Source organism: Bradyrhizobium sp. SZCCHNRI1009, from assembly GCF_032487575.1.
In the GTDB taxonomy this organism is placed as follows: Bacteria; Pseudomonadota; Alphaproteobacteria; order Rhizobiales; family Xanthobacteraceae; genus Bradyrhizobium.
The window spans coordinates 169540-195525 of record NZ_JAUEUL010000006.1; the positions used below are offsets into that span (position 1 = coordinate 169540).

Annotated in this window: 32 protein-coding genes; 18 read left to right on the forward strand and 14 right to left on the reverse strand. The window is 64.8% G+C overall.

Going from position 1 to position 25986, the window contains the following annotated elements; genetic code table 11:
- Positions 1–85: 85 nt before the first annotated feature.
- From phnG to QX010_RS13815, 9 genes are read left to right on the forward strand one after another with little or no spacing between them, the layout of a single operon-like run.
- The gene (phnG, locus tag QX010_RS13775) at positions 86–541 is read left to right on the forward strand and encodes a phosphonate C-P lyase system protein PhnG (RefSeq protein WP_315803796.1); all 456 of its coding nucleotides are present in this window, start codon (positions 86–88) and stop codon (positions 539–541) included.
- On the forward strand, positions 541–1152 hold the full coding sequence (gene phnH / locus QX010_RS13780) for a phosphonate C-P lyase system protein PhnH (RefSeq protein WP_316180000.1): 612 nt from the start codon (positions 541–543) through the stop codon (positions 1150–1152). The genes phnG and phnH overlap by 1 nt, the downstream gene beginning before the upstream one ends.
- Before the next feature lie 3 nt (positions 1153–1155).
- Positions 1156–2259: a carbon-phosphorus lyase complex subunit PhnI gene (locus QX010_RS13785; protein WP_316180001.1), complete on the forward strand. Its 1104-nt coding sequence runs from the start codon at positions 1156–1158 to the stop codon at positions 2257–2259.
- Positions 2256–3140, forward strand: a complete 885-nt coding sequence (locus QX010_RS13790) for an alpha-D-ribose 1-methylphosphonate 5-phosphate C-P-lyase PhnJ (protein ID WP_316180003.1) — start codon at positions 2256–2258, stop codon at positions 3138–3140. Before QX010_RS13785 ends, QX010_RS13790 begins: the two co-directional genes overlap by 4 nt.
- Positions 3133–3927: a phosphonate C-P lyase system protein PhnK gene (gene phnK / locus QX010_RS13795; protein ID WP_316180004.1), complete on the forward strand. Its 795-nt coding sequence runs from the start codon at positions 3133–3135 to the stop codon at positions 3925–3927. The genes QX010_RS13790 and phnK overlap by 8 nt, the downstream gene beginning before the upstream one ends.
- A gap of 17 nt (positions 3928–3944) precedes the next feature.
- Positions 3945–4643, forward strand: a complete 699-nt coding sequence (gene phnL / locus QX010_RS13800) for a phosphonate C-P lyase system protein PhnL (RefSeq protein WP_316180005.1) — start codon at positions 3945–3947, stop codon at positions 4641–4643.
- A 15-nt stretch (positions 4644–4658) separates the two neighbouring features.
- Positions 4659–5816 (forward strand): alpha-D-ribose 1-methylphosphonate 5-triphosphate diphosphatase, encoded by a 1158-nt coding sequence (locus QX010_RS13805; protein WP_316180007.1) that lies wholly within the window; start codon positions 4659–4661, stop codon positions 5814–5816.
- Positions 5813–6454, forward strand: a complete 642-nt coding sequence (gene phnN / locus QX010_RS13810) for a phosphonate metabolism protein/1,5-bisphosphokinase (PRPP-forming) PhnN (protein ID WP_316180009.1) — start codon at positions 5813–5815, stop codon at positions 6452–6454. The genes QX010_RS13805 and phnN overlap by 4 nt, the downstream gene beginning before the upstream one ends.
- Entirely contained in the window at positions 6432–7043 is a 612-nt protein-coding gene (locus tag QX010_RS13815) for a pyridoxamine 5'-phosphate oxidase family protein (protein WP_316180010.1), read from the forward strand. The genes phnN and QX010_RS13815 overlap by 23 nt, the downstream gene beginning before the upstream one ends.
- Positions 7044–7087: 44 nt before the next feature.
- Here QX010_RS13815 and QX010_RS13820 read toward each other — a convergent pair whose 3' ends face one another.
- The 3 genes from QX010_RS13820 to QX010_RS13830 form a co-directional block, all read right to left on the reverse strand.
- Complete coding sequence (locus QX010_RS13820; RefSeq protein WP_316180012.1) at positions 7088–7309, reverse strand: hypothetical protein; 222 nt, start codon at positions 7307–7309, stop codon at positions 7088–7090.
- A gap of 1292 nt (positions 7310–8601) precedes the next feature.
- Positions 8602–8925, reverse strand: a complete 324-nt coding sequence (locus QX010_RS13825) for a multidrug efflux SMR transporter (protein WP_316180013.1) — start codon at positions 8923–8925, stop codon at positions 8602–8604.
- 194 nt (positions 8926–9119) lie between these two features.
- Entirely contained in the window at positions 9120–9380 is a 261-nt protein-coding gene (locus QX010_RS13830) for a hypothetical protein (RefSeq protein ID WP_316180014.1), read from the reverse strand.
- A 214-nt stretch (positions 9381–9594) separates the two neighbouring features.
- Here QX010_RS13830 and QX010_RS13835 point away from each other — a divergent pair, with 214 nt between their 5' ends.
- The gene (locus tag QX010_RS13835; protein ID WP_315803625.1) at positions 9595–10569 is read left to right on the forward strand and encodes a quinone oxidoreductase; all 975 of its coding nucleotides are present in this window, start codon (positions 9595–9597) and stop codon (positions 10567–10569) included.
- A gap of 15 nt (positions 10570–10584) precedes the next feature.
- On the opposite strand, the gene QX010_RS13840 is transcribed toward QX010_RS13835, so the two are convergent.
- The 3 genes from QX010_RS13840 to QX010_RS13850 all read right to left on the reverse strand — a co-directional run bounded on the left by QX010_RS13840 (position 10585) and on the right by QX010_RS13850 (position 13667).
- Complete coding sequence (locus QX010_RS13840; RefSeq protein WP_316180015.1) at positions 10585–10860, reverse strand: hypothetical protein; 276 nt, start codon at positions 10858–10860, stop codon at positions 10585–10587.
- A gap of 216 nt (positions 10861–11076) precedes the next feature.
- The gene (locus tag QX010_RS13845) at positions 11077–11943 is read right to left on the reverse strand and encodes a hypothetical protein (protein WP_316180016.1); all 867 of its coding nucleotides are present in this window, start codon (positions 11941–11943) and stop codon (positions 11077–11079) included.
- Positions 11944–13049: 1106 nt separating this feature from the next.
- Positions 13050–13667, reverse strand: a complete 618-nt coding sequence (locus QX010_RS13850; protein ID WP_315713004.1) for a helix-turn-helix transcriptional regulator — start codon at positions 13665–13667, stop codon at positions 13050–13052.
- A 150-nt stretch (positions 13668–13817) separates the two neighbouring features.
- Between QX010_RS13850 and QX010_RS13855 the strand changes: the two genes are divergently transcribed.
- Together QX010_RS13855 and QX010_RS13860 are read left to right on the forward strand one after the other, a co-directional pair.
- Positions 13818–14348: a GcrA family cell cycle regulator gene (locus QX010_RS13855; RefSeq protein WP_315803622.1), complete on the forward strand. Its 531-nt coding sequence runs from the start codon at positions 13818–13820 to the stop codon at positions 14346–14348.
- A gap of 52 nt (positions 14349–14400) precedes the next feature.
- Positions 14401–15000: a DUF6456 domain-containing protein gene (locus tag QX010_RS13860; RefSeq protein ID WP_315803621.1), complete on the forward strand. Its 600-nt coding sequence runs from the start codon at positions 14401–14403 to the stop codon at positions 14998–15000.
- Positions 15001–15065: 65 nt separating this feature from the next.
- Here the strand turns inward: QX010_RS13860 and QX010_RS13865 are convergent, their stop codons facing one another.
- Positions 15066–15422 carry a hypothetical protein gene (locus QX010_RS13865; protein WP_316180018.1) on the reverse strand — a complete coding sequence of 119 codons (357 nt, stop codon included), beginning with the start codon at positions 15420–15422 and terminating at the stop codon, positions 15066–15068.
- Positions 15423–15670: 248 nt separating this feature from the next.
- Here QX010_RS13865 and QX010_RS13870 point away from each other — a divergent pair, with 248 nt between their 5' ends.
- Positions 15671–16099, forward strand: coding sequence for a hypothetical protein (locus QX010_RS13870; protein ID WP_315803619.1), 429 nt, complete (start codon positions 15671–15673; stop codon positions 16097–16099).
- A gap of 36 nt (positions 16100–16135) precedes the next feature.
- Here the strand turns inward: QX010_RS13870 and bamA are convergent, their stop codons facing one another.
- On the reverse strand, positions 16136–18457 hold the full coding sequence (gene bamA, locus QX010_RS13875; protein WP_409997953.1) for an outer membrane protein assembly factor BamA: 2322 nt from the start codon (positions 18455–18457) through the stop codon (positions 16136–16138).
- Between the two features lie 234 nt (positions 18458–18691).
- On the opposite strand from bamA, the gene QX010_RS13880 reads away from it, so the two are divergent.
- On the forward strand, positions 18692–19747 hold the full coding sequence (locus QX010_RS13880; protein WP_315803617.1) for a hypothetical protein: 1056 nt from the start codon (positions 18692–18694) through the stop codon (positions 19745–19747).
- 224 nt (positions 19748–19971) lie between these two features.
- On the opposite strand, the gene QX010_RS13885 is transcribed toward QX010_RS13880, so the two are convergent.
- Positions 19972–20205, reverse strand: a complete 234-nt coding sequence (locus tag QX010_RS13885) for a DUF6894 family protein (protein WP_315712992.1) — start codon at positions 20203–20205, stop codon at positions 19972–19974.
- Between the two features lie 223 nt (positions 20206–20428).
- Entirely contained in the window at positions 20429–20659 is a 231-nt protein-coding gene (locus tag QX010_RS13890) for a hypothetical protein (protein WP_315803616.1), read from the reverse strand.
- On the opposite strand from QX010_RS13890, the gene QX010_RS13895 reads away from it, so the two are divergent.
- On the forward strand, positions 20640–20828 hold the full coding sequence (locus QX010_RS13895; RefSeq protein WP_315712988.1) for a hypothetical protein: 189 nt from the start codon (positions 20640–20642) through the stop codon (positions 20826–20828). The genes QX010_RS13890 and QX010_RS13895 overlap by 20 nt on opposite strands.
- A gap of 2 nt (positions 20829–20830) precedes the next feature.
- Here the strand turns inward: QX010_RS13895 and QX010_RS13900 are convergent, their stop codons facing one another.
- The 4 genes from QX010_RS13900 to QX010_RS13915 all read right to left on the reverse strand — a co-directional run bounded on the left by QX010_RS13900 (position 20831) and on the right by QX010_RS13915 (position 23936).
- Positions 20831–21157: a cupin domain-containing protein gene (locus QX010_RS13900; RefSeq protein WP_315803615.1), complete on the reverse strand. Its 327-nt coding sequence runs from the start codon at positions 21155–21157 to the stop codon at positions 20831–20833.
- Positions 21154–21816 (reverse strand): YqcI/YcgG family protein, encoded by a 663-nt coding sequence (locus QX010_RS13905; RefSeq protein WP_315803614.1) that lies wholly within the window; start codon positions 21814–21816, stop codon positions 21154–21156. Before QX010_RS13905 ends, QX010_RS13900 begins: the two co-directional genes overlap by 4 nt.
- Positions 21817–21933: 117 nt before the next feature.
- Positions 21934–23226: an MFS transporter gene (locus tag QX010_RS13910; protein ID WP_316180020.1), complete on the reverse strand. Its 1293-nt coding sequence runs from the start codon at positions 23224–23226 to the stop codon at positions 21934–21936.
- A complete protein-coding gene (locus tag QX010_RS13915; protein ID WP_315803612.1) occupies positions 23226–23936 on the reverse strand; it encodes a hypothetical protein in 711 nt (236 codons plus the stop codon). The genes QX010_RS13910 and QX010_RS13915 overlap by 1 nt, the downstream gene beginning before the upstream one ends.
- Before the next feature lie 65 nt (positions 23937–24001).
- Here QX010_RS13915 and QX010_RS13920 point away from each other — a divergent pair, with 65 nt between their 5' ends.
- The 3 genes from QX010_RS13920 to QX010_RS13930 all read left to right on the forward strand — a co-directional run bounded on the left by QX010_RS13920 (position 24002) and on the right by QX010_RS13930 (position 25970).
- A complete protein-coding gene (locus QX010_RS13920; protein ID WP_315803611.1) occupies positions 24002–25021 on the forward strand; it encodes a GlxA family transcriptional regulator in 1020 nt (339 codons plus the stop codon).
- Positions 25022–25223: 202 nt separating this feature from the next.
- Positions 25224–25526, forward strand: coding sequence for a hypothetical protein (locus tag QX010_RS13925; protein WP_315803610.1), 303 nt, complete (start codon positions 25224–25226; stop codon positions 25524–25526).
- 90 nt (positions 25527–25616) lie between these two features.
- A complete protein-coding gene (locus QX010_RS13930; RefSeq protein ID WP_316180022.1) occupies positions 25617–25970 on the forward strand; it encodes a phasin in 354 nt (117 codons plus the stop codon).
- The last annotated feature ends 16 nt before the right edge of the window (positions 25971–25986 follow it).

Below are 25986 nucleotides of genomic sequence, written 5' to 3' on the forward strand. Positions count from 1 at the left end.
CCCATGTCATCAAACAGTCATGGCGCTTCGCTACGAAGTTGTCTATTAACATAGACAACTTCGAGACGGCAAGATCGGGATGACGATGGACGGCGAGACCACGATGCAGGACCGGCGCAGGGCGGCGATGCGGGTATTGGCGCATGCCTCGCATGCGGACATCCGCGCCAGGCTGAATGACCTCGCGGTGCCTGAGTATCGCGATCTTCGTCCGGCGGAGAATGGCCTGGTGATGCTGCGGGGACGGATCGGCGGCGACGGTGCGCCGTTCAATGTCGGCGAGGCGACGGTGTCGCGCGCCGCGGTGCGGCTCGAGAGCGGCGAGGTCGGGTTCGGCTATGTGCTGGGACGCGACGCCGGCAAGGCGCGCCTGATCGCGCTGTGTGACGCGATGATCCAGTCATCAAGCCATGTGCGATCGATCGAGACGCAGGTGGTCGCACCGCTGCAGGCGCAGATGCGTGCATCGCGGGCCCACCGCGCGGAGCAGGCTGCGGCCACGCGTGTCGATTTCTATACGATGGTGCGAGGAGAAGGCTGATGGGTGCCGCCGCTTCCGATCTGCAGCCCGGCTTCGCCGACAATGTGCTGTCCGCGCAATCCACCTTCCGGATCGTCATGGAGGCCATGGCGCGTCCGGGAAGTCTGCGACAGGTCGAGGGCGATGTCGGCCGGCCGTCGTCGTTGATGCCAGGTGCCGCCGCGATCGCGTTGACCCTGTTCGATCACGATACGCCGATCTGGCTTGATGCGCCGCTCGCCGGCACGTCCGAGGTCGGCGCCTGGCTCAAGTTTCATACGGGGGCGCCGATCGTCGCCGACGCGGCGCTCGCCTGCTTTGCGGTCGCGGCGGACCCGGAAACGCTTCCCGATCTGACTTCATTCGCGCTCGGCAGTGCCGAATATCCCGATCGCTCGACGACGCTGGTCCTGCAGGTGCCGAGCGTGTCCCGGGGGCCGACGTTCAAGCTGCGTGGTCCGGGCATCGACGGGACGACATCGTTCCGTGCGACGGTCGCGCCGACCGACCTGTTCGAGCGGCTGTCGATCAATGAGAGGCTGTTTCCGCGTGGTGTCGACGTCGTGCTGGTCGATGGCTCGTCCATCGTCGCCATCCCGCGAACGACCCGGCTCGTTTCCGCAGGAGAGTGAGGCATGTATGTTGCCGTCAAGGGTGGCGAGCGCGCCATCGAGAACGCGCACCGGCTGCTGGCGCATGAGCGCCGGGGTGATCGCGATGTGCCGGAGCTGTCGCTGGCGCAGGTCTCCGAGCAGTTGGGGCTCGCCGTCGATCGCGTGATGAGCGAAGGTTCGCTGTACGATCGCGAGCTCGCGGCGCTGGCGATCAAGCAGGCGCGCGGTGATCTGATCGAGGCGATCTTTCTGGTGCGCGCCTTTCGCGCGACGCTGCCGCGCTTCGGCGCGAGCGAGCCGGTCGATACCGGCGCAATGCGGGTGCAGCGGCGTGTCTCGTCGACCTTCAAGGACATTCCCGGCGGCCAGGTGCTCGGGCCGACCTTCGACTATACGCATCGGCTGCTCGATCCGCAGTTGGCGGCCGGCGTCGAGCCGGAGCTGCCGGCCCGTGCCGAGGCGCCGAATGCGCCGACGCCGCGTGTCACCGATATTCTCGGTCAGGACGGACTGATCGAGCCGTCGCCGCAAGCCGAGGTTGGCGCGCCGGTCGGCGATCTCACCCGTGATCCCCTGAGCTTTCCCGCCGACCGCGATCTGCGGCTGCAGAACCTGGCCCGTGGCGATGAGGGCTTTCTGCTCGCGCTCGGCTACTCGACCCAGCGCGGCTATGGCCGCAACCATCCCTTCGCCGGCGAAATCCGCTTCGGGGACGTCGAGGTCGAGTTCGTGGCCGAGGAGGTCGGCTTCGCGGTGCCGCTCGGATCGGTCGAGCTGACCGAATGTCAGATGGTGAACCAGTTCAAGGGCTCGGCGACCGAGCCGCCGTGCTTCACCCGCGGTTATGGCCTCGCCTTCGGGCAGAGCGAGCGCAAGACGATGTCGATGGCCCTGGTCGACCGTGCCCTGCGGGCGCGCGAGCTCGGCGAGGACATGGTTGCACCGGCGCAGGATGAGGAGTTCGTGATGTCGCACTCCGACAATGTGCAGGCGACCGGGTTCGTCGAGCATCTGAAGCTGCCGCATTATGTCGACTTCCAGTCCGAGCTCGGCCTGCTGCGCAAGCTGCGCCGGGAGTTCGCCGAGGCCAATGCCGCTCCCGAATTGAAGGAAGCTGCGGAATGAACGCGCCGGCCTACAACTTCGCCTATCTCGACGAGCAGACCAAGCGGATGATCCGCCGCGCCATCCTGAAGGCGATCGCGATTCCCGGCTATCAGGTGCCGTTCGCGAGCCGCGAGATGCCGATGCCCTATGGCTGGGGCACCGGCGGCGTGCAGGTCACTGCGGCCATTCTCGGTCCCTGCGACGTGCTCAAGGTCATCGACCAGGGCTCGGACGATACGACCAATGCGATCTCGATCCGCAAGTTCTTCGCCAAGACCGCGGGTGTCGCCACCACGACCTCGACGGAAGCGGCGAGCGTCATCCAGACCCGGCATCGCATTCCCGAGGCGCCGCTTCACGAGGGGCAGGTGCTGGTCTATCAGGTGCCGATCCCCGAGCCGCTGCGCTTTCTCGAGCCGCGCGAGACCGAGACCCGCCGCATGCATGCGCTGGCCGAGTATGGCCTGATGCACGTCAAGCTCTATGAGGACATCGCGCGCTTCGGTCACATCGCGACCTCCTACGCCTATCCGGTCAAGGTCAATGCGCGCTACGTGATGGATCCGTCGCCGACGCCGAAGTTCGACAATCCCAAGATGGACAATTGCCCGGCGCTGCAATTGTTCGGCGCGGGACGCGAGAAGCGAATCTATGCCATTCCGCCGTATACGTCGGTCGTCTCGCTGGATTTCGAGGACCATCCGTTCACGCGTTACAAGTTCGACGCGCCCTGCGCGCTGTGCGGCGCGGAGGAGTCCTATCTGGACGAGATCGTGACCGACGACAAGGGCAGCCGCATGTTCGTCTGCTCCGACACTGATTACTGCGAGGGCCGCCAGGCATCCGGACATCGTGGCGCGCAGAGCGTCCCCCCGCACAAGGAGAGCGCCCATGGCTGAGATGATCAGCGCATCCGATCAGCCGCTGCTCGTCGCGGAAGGGCTTGCGAAGAGCTACGGCCGCCTGGCGGCCTGCCGCGATGTCTCCTTCGTGCTCTATCCCGGCGAGGTGCTCGCCATCGTCGGCGAATCCGGCTCGGGCAAATCGACACTCTTGCAGATGTTGTCGGCGCAGCTCGCGCCGACGGCTGGCCGCGTGTCCTACCGCATGCGCGACGGGGTGCTGCGCGATCTTGCCGGCCTTGGCGAGGCCGAGCGCCGCTTTCTGTTCCGCACCGACTGGGGCTATGTGCATCAGGACCCGGCGCAGGGTCTGCGCATGGCGGTCTCCGCCGGCGCCAATGTCGGTGAGCGGCTGATGGCGGTCGGCTGGAACAACTATGGTCGGATCAGGCAGACCGCCTCGTCCTGGCTCGAGCGCGTGGAAATCGATGTCGCCCGCATCGACGATGCGCCGCGGACCTATTCCGGCGGCATGCGGCAGCGGCTGCAGATCGCGCGCAATCTGGTGACCGAGCCCCGGCTCGTGTTCATGGATGAGCCGACCGGAGGGCTCGATGTCTCGGTGCAGGCGCGCCTGCTCGACCTGATGCGCAGCCTCGTCAATGAGCTCGGCCTGGCCGCCATCGTCGTGACCCACGATCTGGCCGTGGCGCGGCTGCTGTCGCACCGCGTGATGGTCATGAAGGAGGGGCGGGTGATCGAGACCGGCCTCACCGACCAGGTGCTCGACGATCCGCGCGAGCCTTACACCCAGCTCCTCGTGTCCTCGATCCTGCCGCCATGATGCAAGAGCCCAATGCGATGACCGTGATGATCGATGTCGAGAATGCAGAGAAGACCTTCACCATGCATCTGCAGGGCGGCATCTCGCTGCCCGTGGTGCGCGGCGTGTCGTTCCAGGTCAAGGCCGGCGAATGCGTCGTGTTGTCGGGACCGTCGGGCGCTGGCAAGTCGTCGATCCTGAAGATGATCTTCGGCAACTACCGCTGCGATGGCGGACGCATCGGCGTCCGGCACGTGGGCGCGATGACCGATCTCGCCGGCGCCGAGCCGCGCCTGGTCCTGAATGCGAGGCGGCAGACCATCGGCTATGTCAGCCAATTCCTGCGCGCGGTGCCGCGGGTCCCTGCACTCGATGTCGTAGCCGAGCCGCTGCTCGCGGCCGGCGTGCCGCGCGAAGACGCCCGGGGGCGGGCAGGCGCGCTGCTGCGGCGGTTGAACATTCCCGAGCGGTTGTGGTCGCTCCCGCCATCGACCTTCTCGGGCGGCGAGCAGCAGCGGGTCAATATCGCCCGCGGCTTCATCTCCGACCTTCCGGTGCTGCTGCTCGACGAGCCGACCGCGTCGCTCGACGCGGCCAACCGTGCGGTCGTGGTCGACCTGATCGCGGCAAAGAAGAGGGATGGAGTGGCCATGCTCGCGATCGTCCATGATGACGAGATCCGCGCCCAGATTGCAGATCGCACGGTCGACGTCACGACATTCGCCGCGGCGGCATAGAGGTAGACATTGCAGATGAGCGCGAACATGTCCGATATCGTGATAGGCAATGCCAGGCTGGTCCTCGCCGACCGCGTCGTCGAGCAGGGCTGGGTGGCGATCGCCGGAGGCCGGATCGCGGAATTGGGCGAAGGGGCTGCGCCGGCCGGCAGCCTGGATGCCGGCGGCGACCTGCTGATGCCCGGACTGGTCGAACTGCATACCGATCACCTCGAAGCGCATTTCGTGCCGCGCCCGAAGGTCTATTGGGACCCCGTCGCTGCGGTCATTTCCTATGACGGGCAGCTTGCGACCGCGGGCATCACGACGGTGCTGGATTCGCTGCGCGTGTGGAGCGAGGAAGGCGCCGAGGGCGTCGACGGTCAAGCCAATGTGCTCGCGGAGGCGATCGCGACGGCGCGCGACGGCGGCCTGCTGCGGTCCGATCACTTCCTGCATCTGCGCTGCGAAGTGCCGATGCCGACCGTGGTCGAGGAGGCGCGGCAACTGGCGGGGCGTCCGGATGTGCGGCTGATGTCGCTGATGGATCATACGCCCGGGCAGCGCCAGTTTCGCGACGAAGGCAAGCTGCGCGACTACTATCGCGGCAAGAGCGGCGGCAAGACCGATGCCGAGCTCGACGTGATGTTCGCGCGCCGCTTCGCGTATCAGCAGGCCTACGCGGCGCCGAACATGCGCGACATCATTGCGCTGGCAAAGACCCATGACGTGCCGCTGGCCAGCCACGATGACACGACGGAGGAGAACGTCGCCGACGCAATCAAGGACGGCATCGCGGTCGCGGAGTTTCCGACCACGATGGAGGCCGCGCGGGGCCTTCACCAGGCGGGCATCAGCATCCTGATGGGCGCGCCGAACGTCGTGCGCGGCGGATCCCACTCCGGCAATATCGCAGCCGTGGACCTCGCGCGCGAGGGCCTGCTCGACATTCTGTCGTCGGACTATGTGCCGTCGAGTCTGCTGATGGGCGCGCTGCAATTGCCGCAGCGGGTGCCGTCCATTGATCTTGCCGCCGCCGTCCGCACCGTCACCAAGGCGCCTGCGGACGCCGTCGGCCTGCATGATCGCGGCGAGATCGCCGTGGGCAAGCGTGCGGACCTGATCCGGGTTCATGTCGCGGGCCAGTTGTCGGTCGTGCGCAGCGTCTGGCGGGAAGGATTGCGGGTGGCATGAGCGGAATCGAGCCTGCCTCAGCGACGACATCCGGGAAGCTTGGTCCGGGACGCCTGATCCTGGTGGTCGGGCCGAGCGGCGCGGGCAAGGACACCTTGCTCAACGTGGCGCGTCGCGAATGCGCCGGCGATGACCGGGTCGTCTTTCCGCGGCGGATCGTCACGCGCGAAGCCTCGGCCTTCGAGGACAATCTCGAGATGAGCGTGTCCGCCTTTCGTCAGGCGCTCAGTGCTGGAGAGTTCGCGCTGCATTGGGAGGCCCATGGTCATGACTACGGCGTGCCGCGCGCGATCAAGGATGACATCCTGGCCGGCCGCACCGTCGTCGTGAACGTCTCGCGAACGATCATTCCCGCCGCGCGCCGGGATTATGCCAACGTCATCGTCGTCGCCATCACCGCGCCCGCGGATGTTCTCGCCGAACGGCTCGGCAAGCGGCACCGTCCGAGTGACGGCGACATCGGCGAGCGTCTCCACCGCGCGGTGAGCGAAGACGCCGTAGCGGATGTCACGATCGTCAATGTCGGAGACCCCGAGCCGCACGGTCACAGGCTTGCGGACATCATCAAGCGGCCGATTGACGCAGAGCCGATCGGATCAAACGGAGGCAGCGGCCATGTCGATCATCACCACGATTGAACAGCTCGAGGCGATCTATGGCGAGACGGGGCTGGCCTCGACGGCGAAGGTGGCCGATCGCGTGACGCCGCACTACCGGATCATGATCGAGCAGTCGCCGTTCGTGGCGCTCGCGACATGTGGTCCCGAAGGTCTCGATTGCTCGCCGCGCGGCGATCTCCCCGGATTCATCCGCATCCACGACGACAAGACGCTGATGATGCCGGACCGCCGCGGCAACAATCGCGTGGATTCCTTGCGCAACATCGTGCGCGACCCGCGGATCGCTCTGCTGTTCCTGATTCCGGGATCAGGCAACACGCTGCGTGTGAACGGGCATGGTCATCTGTCGACGGCCCCCGATCTGTTGGAGTCGTTCCGGATGGAAGGCAAGCTGCCGCGCTCCGTCGTCATCATGACGGTGGAAGAGATCTACTTCCAATGTGCCCGCGCGATCGTTCGTGCCGATCTCTGGAACCCGGATAGGCGTGTCGATCCGCAGCAACTGCCGACGCCGGGGCAGATTCTCGCGGCGATGACGGCCAACGACATCGACGGCGCGGCGTACGATCGCGAGTGGCCCGAGCGTGCGCGGAAATCCATGTGGTGAGTTCGGCGCGTGGCGCTTCGAAGGGCGGGCCGCGCTCCGAAACATCAGGCTGCGACATCGAGCAGGCGTGAGGATCCCCTGACGAGCACCTTGCGGCCGGCCATCGTGAGTGTCGCCGCGCCATTGTCCATAGAGACGAGTCCAAATGCGGTGAGCTCGTCGACAATCATGCCGTTCAGCCTGCGGCGTTCACGCGCGGGAATGCGAAGCGCCTTCAGCGTCTCCCATTGGTCCGGCGTGAGTTCGTGTTCGAATTCCGCGTTCATGCTGCCTCGAATGTTGGCGTCCCGCACCCGTCTTAGAAAGTCCGCGTGACGAAGATGCGACCTTCATGCATCCGTACTGATACGGTCCACGTCATTACGCTCGAACCCGTCCGCGATTAATTCAAATTTGAATGATCGCAAATGTGGTGCTGCATTGCAGCTCGCCGTGTTGGTAGCGGTGAACGATCGTCCGTCGTTAACAAATAATTAAGGCATGGGGGCAGCGCACAATGGTAACGCCGCTGTCACATCGGTGTGTCACACGGCGCCATCGTCCTGCTCGAATCGGCCGGCGCAGGCTTGAAGCGAAAACACGTTGAATGGCTGACCTGATCGACGTTCCGCCGCTGCCGTCGAACCGCAGAATCTGGTGGCGCAGCCTGGGCGGACTGGCCTTGAGCCTGTCGATCGCGGCTGTGGCGGTGTACGTTCTCACACGCGCCGTCAAGAAGCTCGACTTTGCCCATGTCCTGTCGATCGTCGAGGCCACCGACCGTCATCTGATCGCGGCGGCTCTGGCATTCGTCCTCCTCTCCTGCGCCAGCCTCACGCTCTACGACCTGTTCGCATTGCGGACGATCGGCCGCCGCGACATTCCCTATCGCGCGGCCGCGCTTGGCAGCTTCACGAGCTATCCGATCGCGCACGGCATCGGCGCGGTCGCGTTGATCTCGCCGCTGGTTCGATACCGGATCTACGCGCCGTACCGGCTCGGGGCGATCGACATCGCCAATATCAGCTTCCTGACCGGGCTGACCTTCTGGCTCGGCAATCTCACCGCCCTCGGCCTGAGCTTGATGATCGATCCGGACGCCTTCGGCTGGGTGGAGTATTGGCCGCCGGCGCTCAACCGGGCCGTTGCGGCCGCGCTGCTCTGCGCCGTCACCGCCTTCGTGGTGTGGAGCTGGCCGGGGCGGCGAAGCAGACGATGGCCGGTGCGGCTGCCGTCCGGGCCTGCCGTGCTGCTGCAGATCGCGGTCGGGCTGTTCGAGCTCAGCACCGCGGCGCTGGCAATGTATGTGCTCATGCCGGCCGAGCTCGGCATCGACCTCGCGCGGCTGATGGCGGTCTTCATCGCCGCGACCTTGCTTGGATTCGCCAGCCATGCCCCGGCCGGCATCGGCCTGTTCGATGCAACGATCCTGCTGGGTCTGGGCGGCGTTGATCAGGAGCGGCTGCTCGCGGCGCTGCTGATCTTCCGTGCGCTCTATCACCTGCTGCCGTTCGTGATCGCCCTCATCGTCTTCGGCAGCGTCGAGCTGTCACGATCCTGCCGGAGGCCGTCGACGGTGTCAGACCGGCGAGTTCAGCTTCAGCCCGATCATGCCGGTGATGATCAGCGTGAGGCAGAACAGTCGCGTCGGATCCGCCGGCTCGCTGTAGAGGACCATGCCGGCGAGGATGCTCCCGGCCGCGCCGATGCCGGTCCATACCGCATAGGCGGTGCCAAACGGCAGTGAGCGCAGCGCAAGCGACATCATCGCGAAGCTGAGCAGGATCGCGGTCACGGTCGCGACGCTGGGCCAGAAGCGTGTCAGGCCGTCGGAATGCTTCAGGCCGAGCGCCCAGATGATCTCGAGCATTCCAGCCGCAAACAGAGCAAGCCAGCCGTTCATGACGGCCGTGCGCCCAGGCGCGCGACAACGCCCGCGGCTCTGAAGCCTGCTTCGCGAAGCCGCGGATCGCTTGCACCGATCAGTCCGGCCATCTGGTCGTCTCCGCGCCGGTCGAACCTGATCTCCATCTGCATGGTTTGCGCGACGCGCTGATGACATTGCGGGCGCCCATGCAGCCATCGGCGCGCGGCTTTCTATCTCTCCTCCATCATCGTGAACACGAAGCCCGTCATCGTCGCGCCGACGGCAAATGACAGCGTCAACACACCGACGAAGATCACGAACGTCACGTGCGGATCGACACTGTGGGCGATCAGGGTCGAGATGCCGAACGCATCCAGTTGGGTCAGCCCGAAGGCGAAGCCGAGCCCCATGGCGATGCCCATCAAGGTGTGGCAGGCCAGCTCGATCAGGATGGCCGGATTGACTACTGCGCTGCGTCGCTTGGGCGGCATGGGCTCGGACTCCACGCTATGGCCGATGAACGCTGGAACGGTGATCGTTGTTCCTGTGCCGGCTGGCAAAGCCGATTGCCAAACCCAGCCGACTGCGGCTACGGAAGACCGAGGTTCGGTCGCGGAGAAGCACAGGCTCGAACGGCCCGCAAGGGGCCGGCGCGCGACCGGGCGGCGCGGCGTCGCGCAATCCGAACAGGGAGGATGACAACCCATGACGAACGCCATTCGTTTCCACAAGACCGGCGGTCCCGAGGTTCTCGCCTGGGAGCAGATCGAGGTCGGCAAGCCCGGCCCCGGCGAGGCGCGCATTCGCCACACGGCGGTCGGGCTCAACTTCATCGACATCTACAATCGCTCCGGGCTCTATCCGGTCCAGCTTCCGAGCGGGCTGGGCAGCGAGGGCGCCGGTGTGATCGAGGAACTGGGCGAAGGGGTGACGGACCTGAAGGTGGGTGACCGCGTCGCCTACGGCTCGTCCCCGCTCGGCGCCTATTCCGAGGCGCGGCTGATGCCGGCCGCGCTGCTGTTGAAGCTGCCCGACGAGATCGACGACAAGACCGCCGCCGCGATGATGCTCAAGGGCCTGACCGCCCAGTACCTGATCCGGCAGACCTACCGCGTGAAGGCGGGCGAAACCATCCTGCTGCATGCCGCGGCCGGCGGCGTGGGCCTCATCCTCAGCCAATGGGCCAAGCATCTCGGCGTTCACGTCATCGGCACCGTATCCAGCGACGACAAGGCGCAACTCGCCAAGGCCCACGGCTGCGAGCACACCATCATCTATACGCGGGAGGACTTCGTCGCACGCGTCGGCGAGATCACCGGCGGCAAGAAGGTGCCGGTGGTCTATGATTCCGTCGGCAAGGACACGTTCCTCAAGTCGCTCGATTGCCTCGCGCCGCTCGGCTACGCCGTGCTGTTCGGCCAGTCCTCCGGCACGGTCGATCCGCTCAATCTCGGGCTGCTCGCCCAGAAGGGATCGCTGTTCGTGACCCGGCCGACGCTGTTCACCTACGCCGCCAGGCGCGAGAGCCTGGTCGCGATGGCCAACGAGCTGTTCGACGTGGTCAAATCGGGCGCGGTGAAGATCGAGGTCAACCAGACCTATCCGCTCAAGGAGGCGGCCCGGGCCCACGCCGATCTCGCGGCACGCAAGACGACCGGTTCGACCGTCTTTCTGGTCTGATCTGGCGCAGCCGGATCAAACCTGCTCGTGCTTGCGCAGGTCGTGGAGGTGATCGAACCGGACGGCCTGCAGGTCGGCGTCCCGCCCATCGATCTCGGGCAGGGCGGCTTCGGACATGATGTCGGCGGTGACGTCGGCAACCGATCGGTCGACGATCTCGTGGATGAAGCTGACGTTCGCATATTCGCCCGACGCGATGCGCGCCACGACGTCGCGCCGGGTCATCTCAGGATCGACCACGGCCTCGCGTCCGCGCCGGCCGTAGTCGATCATCACGACGAAATACTGCATGGAGCGCCGGTTCGCCTTCGGCTGACTGTGATGCTCCATTATTTCTTTAAATCAGAATTTTGTCAAGACTGATTCGGTCCACCCTCGCCTCACCGACTCCATCCCAGCCTGCGCGGCCATCACCAAACCGGCATCAGCCGCGGAAATAGTCCAGGCGATGTAGCGTGGCGTCCGGAAGCATGTTCCCGCACGCCATGAAGACCGCGTCATCGCCCGTTACTGCACGTTGAACGTCGCGCCGGGACATTCGGTGGTCACGCTGATCGGGATCGCCTGCGCCGCCGCCGCGGTCGGCTTCGGCTTCGCAACCACCTTCCAGCGGCCGGGCTTGTTCAGCCAATATCTGTGCCTCGATGTCGCAATGCGGCGCTCGGTATAGGTCGTGCCCTTCCAGATCAAGGGGCCCTTCGGCTTCGGTGCCGCGACCTCATGCCATGGTCCGAACTCGCCGAAATCCATGAACCACAGATGCCATTCGAGCTTCTGATATTCATGGTGGGACGCGACCACCTCGACGATGGGGCGGCCGTTCAGCCACGACACCTCGTCCTCGAGCGGCTTGATCTGCTGGCAACGGGTATGCAACGGCTCCTGAACGCGAAGCAGATCGTCTCGCTGGCTTTGCGTGAGCATCGCCGAGGTGACGGGCAGTCCCACGTTCGGATCATCGGCCGGATATGAGCAGATCGGCACCGTTGGCGGCCCCTGGCCCGTCCAGGGATTGTTGCTGCAGTAGACTCGCCTCGTCACCGACGAAATGCCGGTGGTCGCCGTTTCCTCCGCCTTTCCGGTTTCCCGGTCCCAGACACCGCTGAACGTCGTCTTTTGATTCGGCGGACAGGCCACGGTCTTGTGGGCCGTCCACCAGTGCGAAACCTCGAATTCATAGTACGAGTAGCGCGGCTCCGGATACAGCACGGCCCTGACGCTGGTCAGCGCGTGATGCGCTTCGCACGCCGTTCCATAGGTATCCAGCCAGCACACGAGGTGGAAGTTTTCGTTCGGCCAGCATCCCGCACGCGCCGACGACGTGAAGCCGAGTGCGGCGATCACCAAGCTAAAGGCAAGAAGATATCTCCGCATGGCGTTTCCCATGATGGCGTTTCCCCATGTCCTGCCTGTGCAGCCACAGGTTGATGGTGAGTTTGCTCTGGCGCGGCGCCTGGTCCTTGATCGGGATCAATCCGCTTGCGCGACGTCGTCGACCTCGGCCGGATATCGGCGATGACGCGACGGCGCAGCAGGTCCGGCTCGCTGGCGGGCGCGTGTATCGTCGGGGCGGGCCACCGCTTGGAGCCGAGATAGCGCAAGACCAGCCTGTCCCACCAGTCGCTCTGCCGTATCGAGGATTGCAGCGTTCAGGCGCTTTCGAATTGGGCTGCCTTCCGCGAGAGATGGCGAGGAGCTGCGGGTCGAGGACTGATCCGGGCGCCAGGCGCGGCTGCTGGCAAGGCGTCACGCCCGTCGGGCGAATCAGGGTCGATGCGCCCGCACGATGGTCCGTTTCATGGCCTTCGATCGCCCGCAGACGACGTGTGCGGAAACGCTTGTTTTGGGCGAGGCTTCAACGCATTGCCCCGGTCCGGCCCGCCGGGCCGAAAAATTCTTCTTTCTCTTTTTCAGAATTCGTGATTGTCTAGGCGCATCCCGCCTCGTGGAGAGGGCGTATCGCGGTCGTCACGACACGTGGAGGCGGGGAGTGATGGGCGAGCCGGTTTGCAGCGTGGTCATTCGCGCGGACGAACAACATCGGCTCGCACGGTCAAGTCGCGTGGTCCTGATACTCCGATGCCAGTATCAAGCCTGCGTTGGCGCCAATGGCGCCGCGTGGGTGACGGTGACCAAAAAGCCCGGCGCACCGGGGAGAACGCGAAGCAGCCGTAAAGCCATCGCGCAGGGAGGGCCGGATCATCCGGCTGGACCTGTGGTACCTGCCGCCTGCATTTTTTGAGCAGGCGGGCCACGGGCCTCAGTCGAGGTCCGGCCTTCCCTGCACCCTCTCGTTTGAAGAGGGTGAGACCACTGTATCACTCGGACGCCTGGGGCGCCGCGAGACCATGGACGCACATCCCCATATGTCGCTCAGAATTGTCGATCACGACGGCGCAACAGGCGCGGTGCCCACCCTCCACTGGAGGGAGGGGATGCAGGGGGAGCGCCTCGGCGTCCCCTGCATCCGGCCTCGAGTCTTACTTGTTTGCCGCGCGGGCGCGCGACTTGGCGGCCGCCTTGGCGCGGATCCGCGAGATCTGGCCGCGCGGCAGGGTGACGAAGATCTCGCCGATCCAGTCCAGCTTGACCCCCACGATCGGCTTGGCGTTGAAGCTCTTCAGATTGACCACGGACGGCGATTTGCCCCGTTCGATCGTCTTCAGGTAACGCTCGCCGGACTTGAGGCGCACCACCGCCTCCTCGCCGTAGAAGCTCGACAGCGGGTGGCGCTGCTCGCGGTAGACCACGATCACATCGCCGTTCTCGTATTTCGGCAGCATCGAATCGCCCGTTACCTCGAAGGCGATGGTCTCCTCGGAGATCGGGAAGGGCAGGGCGACCTCGCCGAGGCCCTCGACGGGCACCTGCTCGTAATCGGGCTCGATCACCGAGCCGGCGCCGACCCGGCCCATGATGGGGACGGAATTGAGCTCGAGATACTCCGTAATGAGCGGAATCTCGGCCGCCTTGATCAGGCGCTGGCCGCCGAGGATCTCGGAGACCGCGCCCGGCCGCACGCCCATGGCGCGGGCCAACCCTCCTTTCGTCTTTCCTGGCTTCTCGAGTGCACGCTCGATCATGGCAACGTCCAACATGGCTTTGACCTCTTTTGCGAATCTCGGAAGACATTATATGTTTCGAATAATCAGAACTCAAGCTTGACTTTTTCTTCGGAATATCGGAAGATTTGGCCGTCGGGTGAGCCGGCGGGTCCGGCGGCCCCGACCCAGAAGGAAGAGGCGAGAATGCAATCCACAGATTGGCCAGACCAGCATTCCAAGATGCTGTGCGAGCTTCATGCCCAGGGGCGGTCCTATGCCGAGATCGCGCGCGCCCTCAATGCGCAGTTCGGAACCGCCTATACCCGGAACGCGACGCTTGGCCGCGGCAGGCGGATCGGGCTGGCCGCGCCGGGCGGGCCGAAAGCCGCGCGATCCACGCCCCGGCCGATGTCCGCGGCGCCCCGAACCGGACGGCGGAGCCCGGACGCGGCGGCCCGGCCGATGCCATCCGCGGCGAAACCCGCGGCGGCCGTCAAGCTGCGTTGCGTCGGCATCAGCCCGCGCCTGCTGTCCCTCGACCAGCTCGAGCGCAACGATTGCCGCTATCCCTATGGCGGCGACCGAGACGACGATCCCATCACTTTTTGCGGTCATCCGCGCCAGCCCGGCTCCTGCTACTGCACGCCGCACTACCATCTGACGCGGCTTCCGCCCGAGGAAACCGCTTCGCGCCCCGCCGGCCCTTTGATCCTGCGGCTGGTCGCGGCCGCGTAGAGCGCGGCAAGCCCGACCCGAACCGACCCCATTCATTTTCCGGAGACGAGACATGGCGCGCCCCCGACGCAGCAAGCCCCATCGCATGTCCAAGACCCACGACCGCAGAGCTCACGACCTGCCGCGAAATGCAGACGTGATTCCCGTAGAGATCGACGACCCGCTGGCGCTTGAGCCCGGCGAAAAGATCGTCGCGTTGCGATCGGTCCGCAGCGACCCGCTCGGCCGGCTGCACGCGCACAAGCAGATCGATGACGCCCAATACCGGGCCGGACGGGCGTTCCAGAACGATTGGGAGCGGGCCGAGCGAGGCCCGCAGGCGATCGATCCCTCGCGCGAGCACGTTGACGGCGCCCGCGGGCGCGAGCCGGTCACCGAAGGCCAGAGGCGGGCGGTGCTGCGGCTCAACCGCGCCGAGCGCGAGCTCGGCGCCGACGGCGCGGCGATTACCCATGACATCCTGGTGCACGGCCTGACCATGGAGCAGGTCGGACACAAGCGGGGGCTCGCCAGCCAGCGCTGGAACGACTATTTCGCCCGCCGCTTCAAGGAGTGCCTGGACCGGCTGGCCGTGGTCTACGGGTTTTCCACCGACAGGGTCCCCAGGACATGCGATGGGGCCGTGCGATCGGGCCATCGGGGCGAGAGCTAACGGCTGGCCCGACCGGCCTCGTTCCGTCGTCGACGGTACGAGCGCCGGTCGGACAATCGTTTCGTTCAGGGATGGGGCGCCACGACATAAGTGGTGCTGTAGGGCTCGACGCGCAGCGAGGCATGCGACAGCAGAGCAATCTTGGCCGAAGGTGCCATCTGCAGCTCGCCGTTCGGGCCGCGATGAACGTTGTACTGCCAGGCCGCGAGGTCGCCTTTCTGCGCCAATGCGCGCGCAACGGCGCTGGCATCGTTCCCGCCGATCGTAGCCAGCTCTTCGCTATTGAGACCGATGACGATCTCATCCTTGACGGTCACCACCTTGAACAGCGAGGTCGCGCTGTCGCCGGCGCTCGCCATCGAAGCGGTGAGCGCCAGCGTGGCGACGGCGCTGAAGAATGGGCGTGTCAGTCTGGAAGGCATGAGGACTCCTGTTGCCGACGGCATGATGGACGGCGTCGGTGTGCAGCCATTGGTTCCCGACGGGCGGCCATCGGTTCGCAGAAATCGATGCGGCGGTGGGCTGAACCAGGGGGCGTGACGTCGCGTCTAAGCACGATTGCGGGATGCGTACGTGCCGCCGGACGGCTGGTTCGTCCTGAGTTGACACAGGTCAAGCTGCACGCCCGGCCATGTTGTATTCGGGAATGAGTGAAGTGAAGGGTGATGCCATGTTCAGCGGGAAATATCGATCTCCTTCGGCCGGTGGAAAAATCGCGATTGCGGCCGTCGCGGCCATCGCCGTGGTGGCAAGCGCGCCGGCGCCGGCCCATGCGCGGGTGGCGGGTCCGGCCAACAAGCCGGCGGTCGCGACGGCGACAGCCGGCGATTTGACCGATCTCAGCGCTCGCCGGCGCTACCGCCGCGTCTACAGGGGCAATCCAGCCGCCGGCTTGGCCATCATGGGTGCAATGATCGGCACCTTCGGCGCAATCGCCGCGCATCAGAACGACGACTATTATTACTATGGGCCCGGCTATTATCCCGGCCCCGGCTATTACGGGCCGCCGCGGGTGTACTACGCACCGCGGCCCTACTATGTTCGCCCGTATTACGGTCACCCGTATTACGGCCCGCGCGGTTACTATTATCCGTACTGAGGTGACGCGGCGCTCCGTCGACGTTGCGGCGTTGGCTCAGAAGCCACCGGCGCTGAAACGGAGCGGCTGCACGACGTCGTATGCCGCCTTGCTGATCGGGACCGCGTAGTCGACGGTAAGCGGTCCGAACGGCGATGCCCAGGTCATGCCGACGCCGACCGAGGACCGCAGCACGTTCCTGTTCGCCACCTGGACATTCTGGGTCGGGCCGCGATAGCCGAACACGGTCCCGGCGTCGACGAAGGCCGATGCACGCAGGCCGTATTCCTGCGGCAATCCGGGAATGTTGCCCTGCAGCTCCGCCGTGGTCGCCCAGAACAGGCTGCCGCCCACATTATCCATCGTCGATCCCGGCGTCAGATCACGCGGTCCGAAGCCGCCCGGCGCGAAGCCGCGCACCATGGTAGGACCGCCGAAGAAGCTGTTGAGCAGCGGCGCCTGCTGGCCGCCCCATCCGGTGATATAGCCGCCTTGCGCGCGCACCATGCCGGTCAGGTCGCTGTTGATCGACCGATAATAGCGGACGTCGCCCGTGGTCCGTAAGAAGCGAACATCGCCGCCGAGGCCGGCGAGATCCTGCGTCAACTGTGAACGGATGCCGCTGGTCGGCACCTTGTTATTGTCAAGGGTGCTATAGGTGACGGTATTGCCGAGCGAGGACACCGTCTGCCGCCCGGCTGCGACCGCTTGGCGAACCGGCAGGGACACCGCCGCCGGCGAGATCCCCGGTGCGAGCACCACCCTCTGGTCATAGAGCGAATAGCGCCACAGCATGGCCGTCTGCTCGCTGACCGGCATGCCCAGGGTGAGGGCGCCGCCATAGGTGTTGCTGCCGAACGATTGGAACGTGCTGACCATGCTCTGTCGCGCGAACAGCTCCATGCCAGGTGTCGTTCGACCGAGGGCGTAGGGCGAGGTGAACGACAGGCTGGCGCCTCGCGCGAACTGGCCGTAGGTGAAAGTGGCCTGCGCAGTGTTGCCGGTGCCGAGCACGTTGCGGTCACCGATCTTGACCTCGGCGAGCAATCCGTCCGTGGACGAATAGCCGCCCGAGACGTTGAAGTCGCCGGTCGCCTGATCGATGGCCTCGACGTCCAGCACCACGCGATCGCTGGCCGAGCCAGGCCGCGTCGAGATCTTGACGGTCTTGAAGTAGTTGAGGTTGCGCAGGCGACGTTCGGCGCGGTCGATCAACGTCCTGTTGTAGGCATCGCCCTCGCTGACGTCGAACTCGCGTCGAATCACGTCATCATGCGTGCGCGTGTTGCCGTGGATCTCGATGCGCTCGACATAGCTGCGCCGTCCCTGCTCGATCTGGAAGATGACGTCGGCCAGCCGATCCTGCGCATGGCGCGTGATCCTGGGCTCGACCTGCGCAAACGGAAGGCCGAGCTTGCCAAGCTCGGCCGTCAGGACCTCGGAGGTCTTGTCGATCTTGCTCTGGTCGAACGTGTCGCCCTGCTGCGCCAGCACCAGCGGACGCAGGCGCTCGCACGTCAGCCCCTGCACGTTACAGGAGATGTCGACCACCGCAAGCCTATAGAGGACGCCTTCCTCGATCGCAAAGGTGAGGTTGTAGCCGCCATTTGCCGCGTCATAGTCGACGCTCACGTTCGTGACCTCGGCATCGGCGTAGCCGTGGTTACGATAGTATTGCCGCAGCAGTTCGCGGTCCTCGTTGACGCGATCGGCGTCGTAGACATTGCCGCCGGTCACGAAGCTCAGCACGTTGGTGGCCGAGGTCTTGATCACCGCGTGCAATTGCCGTGCGCCGTAGGCCCGGTTGCCCGTGAAGCTGATCGCCCTGACCGGCGTCTTCCTGCCTTCGGTGATCGTGAAGACGAGATCGACGCGGTCGTTGCCGCGATCGATGATCTCCGGGACCACGCGGACGTCGTCGCGTCCCACACGATGATACGCCTGGATGATGCGGGCGACGTCGCCCTGGACAGTTGCGCGCTGGAGGCCGGCACGCGGCGTTGATAGCACCGCGCCCGTGAGCTCCGCATCCTTCACCTTCTTGTTACCTTCGAAGGCGACGCGATCGAGCACTTTTGCTTCCGAGACGCGGACCACGGTCCGTCCATCGGCGCGGCTGATCTTCACGTCGTCGAACAGTCCGCTCCCAACCAGCGCCTTCAAGCCGGCGTCGAGCGCGGCGGCGTCGTATCGCCCGTTGACGTCAGCGTGAAAATAGGATCGCACGGTGTCGGCATCGACGCGCCGATTGCCCTGTACTGCAAGGGCTTCGCCCGCTACGGCCGGCGGCGCAGACGTCAGCACCGACAGTGTCGCAACGATCAATGCGACGTGTCGCGATCTGCTGTCTCCGCGGTGACGGCTGTTCCGGGCGGTCAACATGCACGCATCTGCCTGCTCGTCATGCCCAGATGCAAGAGCCGGTGGACGGCCAAATCATGTCGAGGCCGTGGAGACTTGGCGGCCTGCGATCACGCCTGCGAAGGGTGACCGGCAGGGAACCGAGCACGGCCGCAGATTCGACGCAGAGTCGATTCAAACGGCGTGCAGCATCGTCCTCATCCGTACGCGCCAGCAGATGCTGATGCGGCGAACGTTTGTCGGGAGCAGACCATGCGCGCGATCGCCTTGGCCCTCATCGCTTGCACTTTCGTTCAATCAGCTCTTGCTGCTGCGGTCGTCCCGGAGATCGACCCACGCGCGTCGCTCGGTGTCGTCCAGAACTGGATCTACAACTATCGCACCAAACCCGACTACGCCCATGTGCCGGCGGCGGTCCGGGTGCTATTCCATTCACAGACGTTCAAGGAGCCGGAGAACGCGGGCATTTATCTCGGATTCATCGCGGGGGCGATCGGCTCCAATCCCGCCAAGGCCGAACAACTTGTCAACAGCTTCTTTCCCGTGCCTCCCGAGGAGGAGTGGGTGGTCGTGCGAGCCATCGCTTATTCAGGTCTGCCGGACTGGCGCAATCTCATGCGCAGGGTGGCGCCGAAGATGCCGGGCCGCCGCGTGATGATCGACGGCTATCTCAGCGGCGCACAGCCGACCTTGATGGACATCCCATTGGAGGAAACGAAGCCTGGCGTGATGGACAAGCTGCGTGGCGCATTGACGCAGAATCCGTTCAAGAAGGAGGAACGCAAGCTCGACACGCGGCTCAGCTACGCGACCCACCAGGATCTGCTCGACATCCTCTGGGGCTATTACTTCGCAACCGGCTCGCGCGTACCGATCCAGCGTATCGTCCAGATGCTGCCTTGGTCGAAGAGCCGCGACACGGTCGACAAGCTGACGATCGGCAGCATGGCGCGCTATACGCTTGCCAGCTACTCGGTGCGCGATGCCAGCCTGCGCGACTATCTCCGGGAGGAACTGGCGCGGCAGTCGGGACCGGTCAAGGAGCCGCTCAGGGAGGTGGTCGAGGCCGCCGATACGGTGCAGCTCGGCGCCGTCCGCAAGGATGCCGTCGCCGCCGTCGAGGAGCTGAAGACCAAGGGCTCGGATGCCCGGCGCAACATGGATTTCTGGGGACAGCTCGGCGTCGGCGCCCTTGCGCTCGGTTGTGTCTCGGCCGCCGCGCTGGGGCAGGTCGCCGTCGGCATCCCGTGCGTGATCGGCGGTTCGGCCTCCCAGGGCCTGCTCTCGTTTTGGGAGAAGCAGCAATAGGCCCTCGGTGGTGCAGCGGCGGCGTGCGTTGGCGGCCGAGGAAAGGAGAGAGCCGGTCGAGTGGATCGGCGGGGCGTCTGGCACTCAGGGGGCTCTTGATGCCGAAGCGGCCCGGACCGCGCGTCCGATATGCACACTCAAGAGTTGTCTTGCTTTTCGTGCCCTCTACGAAAAGTAGAAAAAGCAGTCAGCGCGCAGTCACTGCTGGCACGCCTATGAAAAAATCAGGACAGGCTGGCTTTCACTGCAGCCGGATAAACCGGCTCGCGGTGAACCTCCGCGCCAGATTCGTCGACGACGACGATGGACAGCCTGCGGTCGGTGATGCGCGGGTCGTGCCGGAGGCGCCGGGCCAAATCCCGGCTGTGCTCGATCGCCCCTGCACTCGTCGCAAATTCCAGGCCGGTCCGGTCTCTGGTCGGAATGCCATCCTTCATATCGAAATAATAAGTGCGCATGGTCTTCCTGCAGCCGCTGTGTCGCGGGAGTGGGCACGGATCCCGGACAGGATCCGCAACCCATTCTTCCCCCAAGCAAACTATAGAAGACCTCTAATGTGGAGGACAAGCTTACCGCTTCCGTAATCCCCCCGCCTCGTTCGGTAAACGACCGTTTCCACTGGTATCGTCAGCCAGAAACTGCCAGAAGGCTCAAATTGTGACGCCGAAATCAACCAACCGGTCAGTTCGGCTTGCTGCAAGAGTTGTTCGCTGGCATACTTTCAACCTCTTCGGGTTCCGCACGGTCGATTTCCAGGCGGGCCATCCTGAGGATCAGGGTCGCAGTCGTCAGACCAAGACTTTCAGCCTCGATTGCTGCAGTATCTACCTTGCGTGCAAGGCCTTCACGTTTGCTAAGGACTGGCATTACTGTTTCCTGCCAAAGGTGCGAGATGAAGAATTCAACATTCATCGCGGAGCTGCACACGAAGCTCGGAGCCCCATCGAGCGAAGCCGTGGAAAGCCTTCGTCTGCTGAAGGCATTCCTGAAGCTGGCTCCGGGCCAGCGCATCGAGGTGATCGAGATGGTTGAGCGGTTGACCGCGGAGTCCCTTTCGGAGACCGATCGCCCTCTGTCCTGAGCTCATCCCTCCCGATTGCATGCAATGGTTGCGGGCGGTCGCGTCGCGATCGCGTAGATTGCATCATCCAGCGCTTCCGATTCGTGCAGCGTCCCGGCCGGCAGCAGAATCTTGTCGCCGGCCGTGCAGATGCGCTCGCCGCCTTCCCAACGAAACGTGAGCCGTCCCCGGATCACGACGAGGATTTCGTCGACCGGGTGGGTATGAAAGGCGTGAACCTTGCCGGCCGCATCGTGCTGCAGCTCGATGCAGCCCTGCGTCGGCAACAGCGCCAGGATGTCGGGATCGATCGCAAAGCTGGTCTTCGTTCCAGCGATGATCTGGGTCATGCGGCCTGCTCCTTGTCTGCGATGGACGATGGCTTGGTCTGCGCCAGCTTGTGGAAGGGACAGGCCGGCGGCGGCTGGTTGTCGTCGTAGAGGAAATACTGCTTGAACTCCCGGCCCTCCGGATTGCCGTAGCGTCCGAGCTGGGGCGACGGCGCCGTCGTGTCGAACGGGACCAGCCGTTTGCGCACCTCGCCGAAGGCCTTGGCGGCGGCCTCATCGGTGCCGAGCATCCGTTCGAACACCCAGCGCGGTTGGAAGGTCAGCATGAATGCGCTCGAGCGACGGCTTTGCCGCATCACATGCGCGGGTGTGCTGCAGACCACGAAGATCGGCTCTCCGGCAAACGAGAACTCCCACATCGGATGATCGACGGTCTCGGGAATTTCGGCCGGCCACGGCTGGCTGTCGACGCGGGCCAACTGATCGAGGATCTTCCAGAACTTCTTGTAGTAGGAGTCGATGGTCTGAACCGGGCGCGGGCGGGTGAACAGGACCAGCGAGGTGTTGGGCCCGTGCGAGCGGCTCTCGGAGACGAACAAGGCGAGCTGCTGGCCGAGCACATCGATGTCGATGGGGTCGAGAAACAGATAGCGAAGCTGATCGTGACGATAGCCCGCGACGCCGTATACGCACGGAAAGGGTCTTGCTTCGCTGCTCATCTGAGCCTCGAATTCCGAAAACAGGACGCTCTGCCAGCTTCCGGCCTGATGGCCGGATCGGACTTCGTCCCTTCTCAAATACAAACGCGACATACTGACCCTCTCTGTTTTTTATGCTTAAGTACGAAGTATCAATTTGCGCCTCATCATCAGCGGCCCAAGCAGTCCAGGAAGCGACATCAGGAGAAGAATCTCGATCAGGGCTGCGTAGCCGGAATCGCTGGCAGCACTGCGCAGGCTTGATCCGATGTCGGGGTTGAGGCCGCTCGCACTCACCATGGCAAAGGCGATCACCGGCTGAGCCAGTCCGGCAAAAATGCCGGCGGCCGTCGTATTGATCGATGCGCCGACGCCGATGCGCTCCGCCGTGTAGAGATGCTTGGTGCTTTTCAGGATCAGCGGCACGGTGCCCCCGGCCACCAGGCCGAGCAGGGCGAACACCGCGCCGACATAGAAGAAGCCGAAGCTGTGCGCCAGTGCCGGCAACAGCATCACGACGAGCAGCATGCGCAGGAAGGTGATGGAGATCAGAGCTGCATTGAGCGACTGCATCCGGTCCGCGGCATGGCCGAGAAAGATCGATCCGATGGCGTTGCCGACCATGAAGGCGAGCAGGGGGCCGCCGGCCGCCGACGGCGAGATGCCGAAATAATGCGCGACCATCGGGATGCCCCATACGCCGGCGAGCGTGGTCACGACCGCGAAATGCGCAGCGAAGCTCATGGCGCATCCCCAGGTCGCGGCCGACCCGAGCGCATGCCAGCTCGTGATCAGGACGCTCTTCAGCGTCCTACTGGTGTAGTTCGCCGGTGCGGATTTCAGGGTCGCCGACGCGCAGGCGAAGTTCACGACGCCGACGCAGGCAATGAAGAGAAAACAGGCGCGCCAGCCGAAGCCGCTGACCGCAGCAGCGAGCGGAGTCGTGGCGAGGACGCCGCCGACATAGCCCGATACCTGGGAGACGCCGGACATCAGGCCGAAACGCTGGTCGGAAAAGCTCTGCGCGACGAGCTTCAGCAGCGCCGTGAACACCAGCGCGTCGCCGCAGGCCACGACCACCCGCGCGATGAAGACGTCGAGCAGGGTGGGCGACAGGGCGAAGGCGGCGCTGCCGAGCACGGATGCCGTCATGCTGCACAGCACGACGCGCTTCACACCGTAGCGGTCGACCAGCACGCCCGCGGGGATTTGCATCAATGTGTAGCCCCAGAAGTAGCTGGAGGCGAGCATCGCGACGCCGGAGGCGTCGGTGCCGAAGTCCCGCATGAAGTCGAGGCCCACGGTCTGCGGCGACATCCGCTGCAGGAAGGCGATGGCGTAGGCGAACGCGACCGTTCCCCACGCGACATAGGCGCGATCGAAGAACCGGAGCGGAGAGGACGCGACCGCCTGTTGTCCAAGCGCCGCCATCACACCCTCGCGTAGCCGACGGAGAACAGGGCGTCGGCGGAATCCGGGATGATCCGCGACATCGCGGTCTCAACCAGCGAGGCCCTGCCGTGATAGTCCTGCCTGATGTGCTGGATGTGTCCATAGGCGCCACGCATGATCATGTGGGGCACCTCGAGCTGCTTGCCCGGATAGATGGTCGCACACATCTCGACGCAGGCGGCCTGCAGCTCGGCATCCGCGGACTCGTCGAGCAGCGACGGCGCGACTCTCTCGCAAATCTTGGCGTTGGCCGCCCACACGATCGGGTTGCGCGTTCGCCATCCGTACAGAATTTCCTCGCCGGGCGTGGCCGACCCAGGATGCTTGAGGATCTGCGACGTAAAGAACCCATACAGGCCACGGCCCTGATGTGCGGGTAGTACTTCGGTCCCACTGCGGTAGATGGCCAGCCGCTGCGCGATCGTCATCACGCGATAGACCGAGAACGCGACCAGTCCGATGTGATCGTAGACCAGAACGAGGCTGTATTTGCTGTCGAATGGCGACGAGGTCGCGGTCCAGTGGGGTTCGATTGCTTTCCAGTTAATGGCAATGATCGAATTCATCGCATCCATGATCGGCTGCCGATCAGGCTGCTGGATCTCCGACGCATCGGAGAAGCTGTAGACGGTGTAGTCGTCCCAGGGCGAGGCGACCGTCTTGTATCGGCCGTCCAGGTTGCGCGACATCGCGTGAACTCCAGCACTGCAAGGTCGAGCTATACAGGCGGGGCTCCGATGGCTTAAAGGACAATATGCCCTCGAATTCTGCCAACTCTCCCCGGCGTGCTGCGGTGCGTCGAGATGGTGCCGAAAGGCGGCTGGCGATCTTCGCCTTTCCTGGAGTGACACTGCTCGACGTCTCCGGCCCGGCACAGGTGTTTGCCGAGCTCAGCGAGATCGAGCTGCCGGCGCCGGGCTATGTGCTGAGCTACGTGTCCAAGGAAGGCGGGCTTGTGCCGACCGATGTCGGCCTGATGATCGACACTGCGCCACTCTCATCCCTGAAGCCTGAGGAGGTCGATACGCTGCTGATTCCGGGGGGGCCCGGCATCTGGAAGCTGCGGCAGGACGAGACGGTGATGCAGTGGATCGGCCAGGTGCTTCCCGGCGCCCGCCGCATCGCGTCCGTCTGCCTCGGCGCCTTTGCGCTGGCCTGGGTCGGAGCGCTGGAGGGCAGGCGGGCCGCGACACATTGGCGCTATTGTCCGCGCCTGCAGGACAGCTTTCCGAACGTGAAGGTCGAGCCCGACGCCATCTTTGTGCAGGACGGCCGGGTCTGGTCATCCGCAGGCGTGAGCGCCGGCATCGATCTCGCGCTGGCGATGATCGAGGAGGATTTCGGTCATACGATCGCACTCGACGTGGCGCGACGGCTCGTCGTCTTTCTGAAACGTCCTGGCGGCCAGAGTCAGTTTTCGACCGTGCTGGCGGCGCAAGCGTCCGACGTCGAGGGTCGGTTCAGTGCGCTGCATGCCTGGATCATCGAGAACATCGCCAGCGATCTGCGGGTCGAGGCGCTGGCCGCGCGAGCCGGCATGACGCCGCGTACCTTTGCCCGCACCTATGTCAGCCGTACCGGGATGACACCGGCACAGGGAGTCGAGGCGCTCAGGGTCGAGACGGCGCGCCTCCTGCTCGAAAGCCGCCAGGTCGAAAACGTGGTCGAAATCGCCAAACGGGCTGGTTTTGGCGACGACGAGCGCATGCGGCGGGCGTTCCTGCGGCATCTCGGTGTGTCGCCGTCGGAGTATCGGCGTCGCTTTTCGGGCTGATCGGCGCTTGCCGCGACCGCGGCTGACACTTTTCGCCGGAGTCGAGGCCGCTCCCTTTGCCTTCAAGTTAATCCCGTCGCTCGCGTTGCGGCCAGGGCGGCCATGAAGTGTGCGATCGCTCTAAGGCTTCCGTAAAATGCCACGGGTAAAACGCTGAAAATTCGATGCAGATCCGCCCCTGCAGAGCAGTGGGGAAAGGCCAATGACCAACATCGTTCCCTTTCGCACGAGAGTACTCTTGCCTCACGCCGCCTTTGCAAGGGCGCAAGCGAAGGCCGCGGTTGTGGTGGCCGGTGCCGTCCACACGGACAACGTGCGAGCCGGTGCATTCGGCGTCAGGGAAGATGTGAGAAGAACTGTCCTCCTCCTCGATCTTGCCCTGCAGCATGCGCGAGAACTCTCAGGTTTCGTTTCGGACGAGCGCGCGCGGCTGACCTATGATCGTCATCTCGCTTCGATCGAGCACGCGCTGCAGATCGCGCGCCAACGTCTGGCCGCGCTCTGACAGGCGCTTGCCGGCTTCTTCCCGCATCCATTTGCACGGCGACGCAGGGAGTCGGATGTGGTAGTTGGATCTGTCGTGGAGGACGCAACGATGACCCAAACCAAACTCGAAGTGCCCGCTGAACTGCGGGACCTGGCCGAAAAGACCATCTCGCAGGCGGAAAAGGCGTTCGAGATGTTCTTCGACGCAGCCGGCAAGTCGATCGGCACGGTTCCGGGCCCTGCCGCGGACATGTCCAAGCAGGCGCTCACTCTCACCGAGCAGAACATCAAGACGGCTTTCGAGCACGCGCGAAAGCTCGTTCACGCCACCGAGCTCGAGGAGGCGATGCGGATCCAGTCCGAGTTCCTGCGCAGCCAGTTCACCAACGCCGGTGAACACATGAAGACGATCACGGCGAGCATCATGTCCGCCGCGAGCAAGGTGACCGAGCCCAAGAGCTGAACCGCGAGCCTTGCCG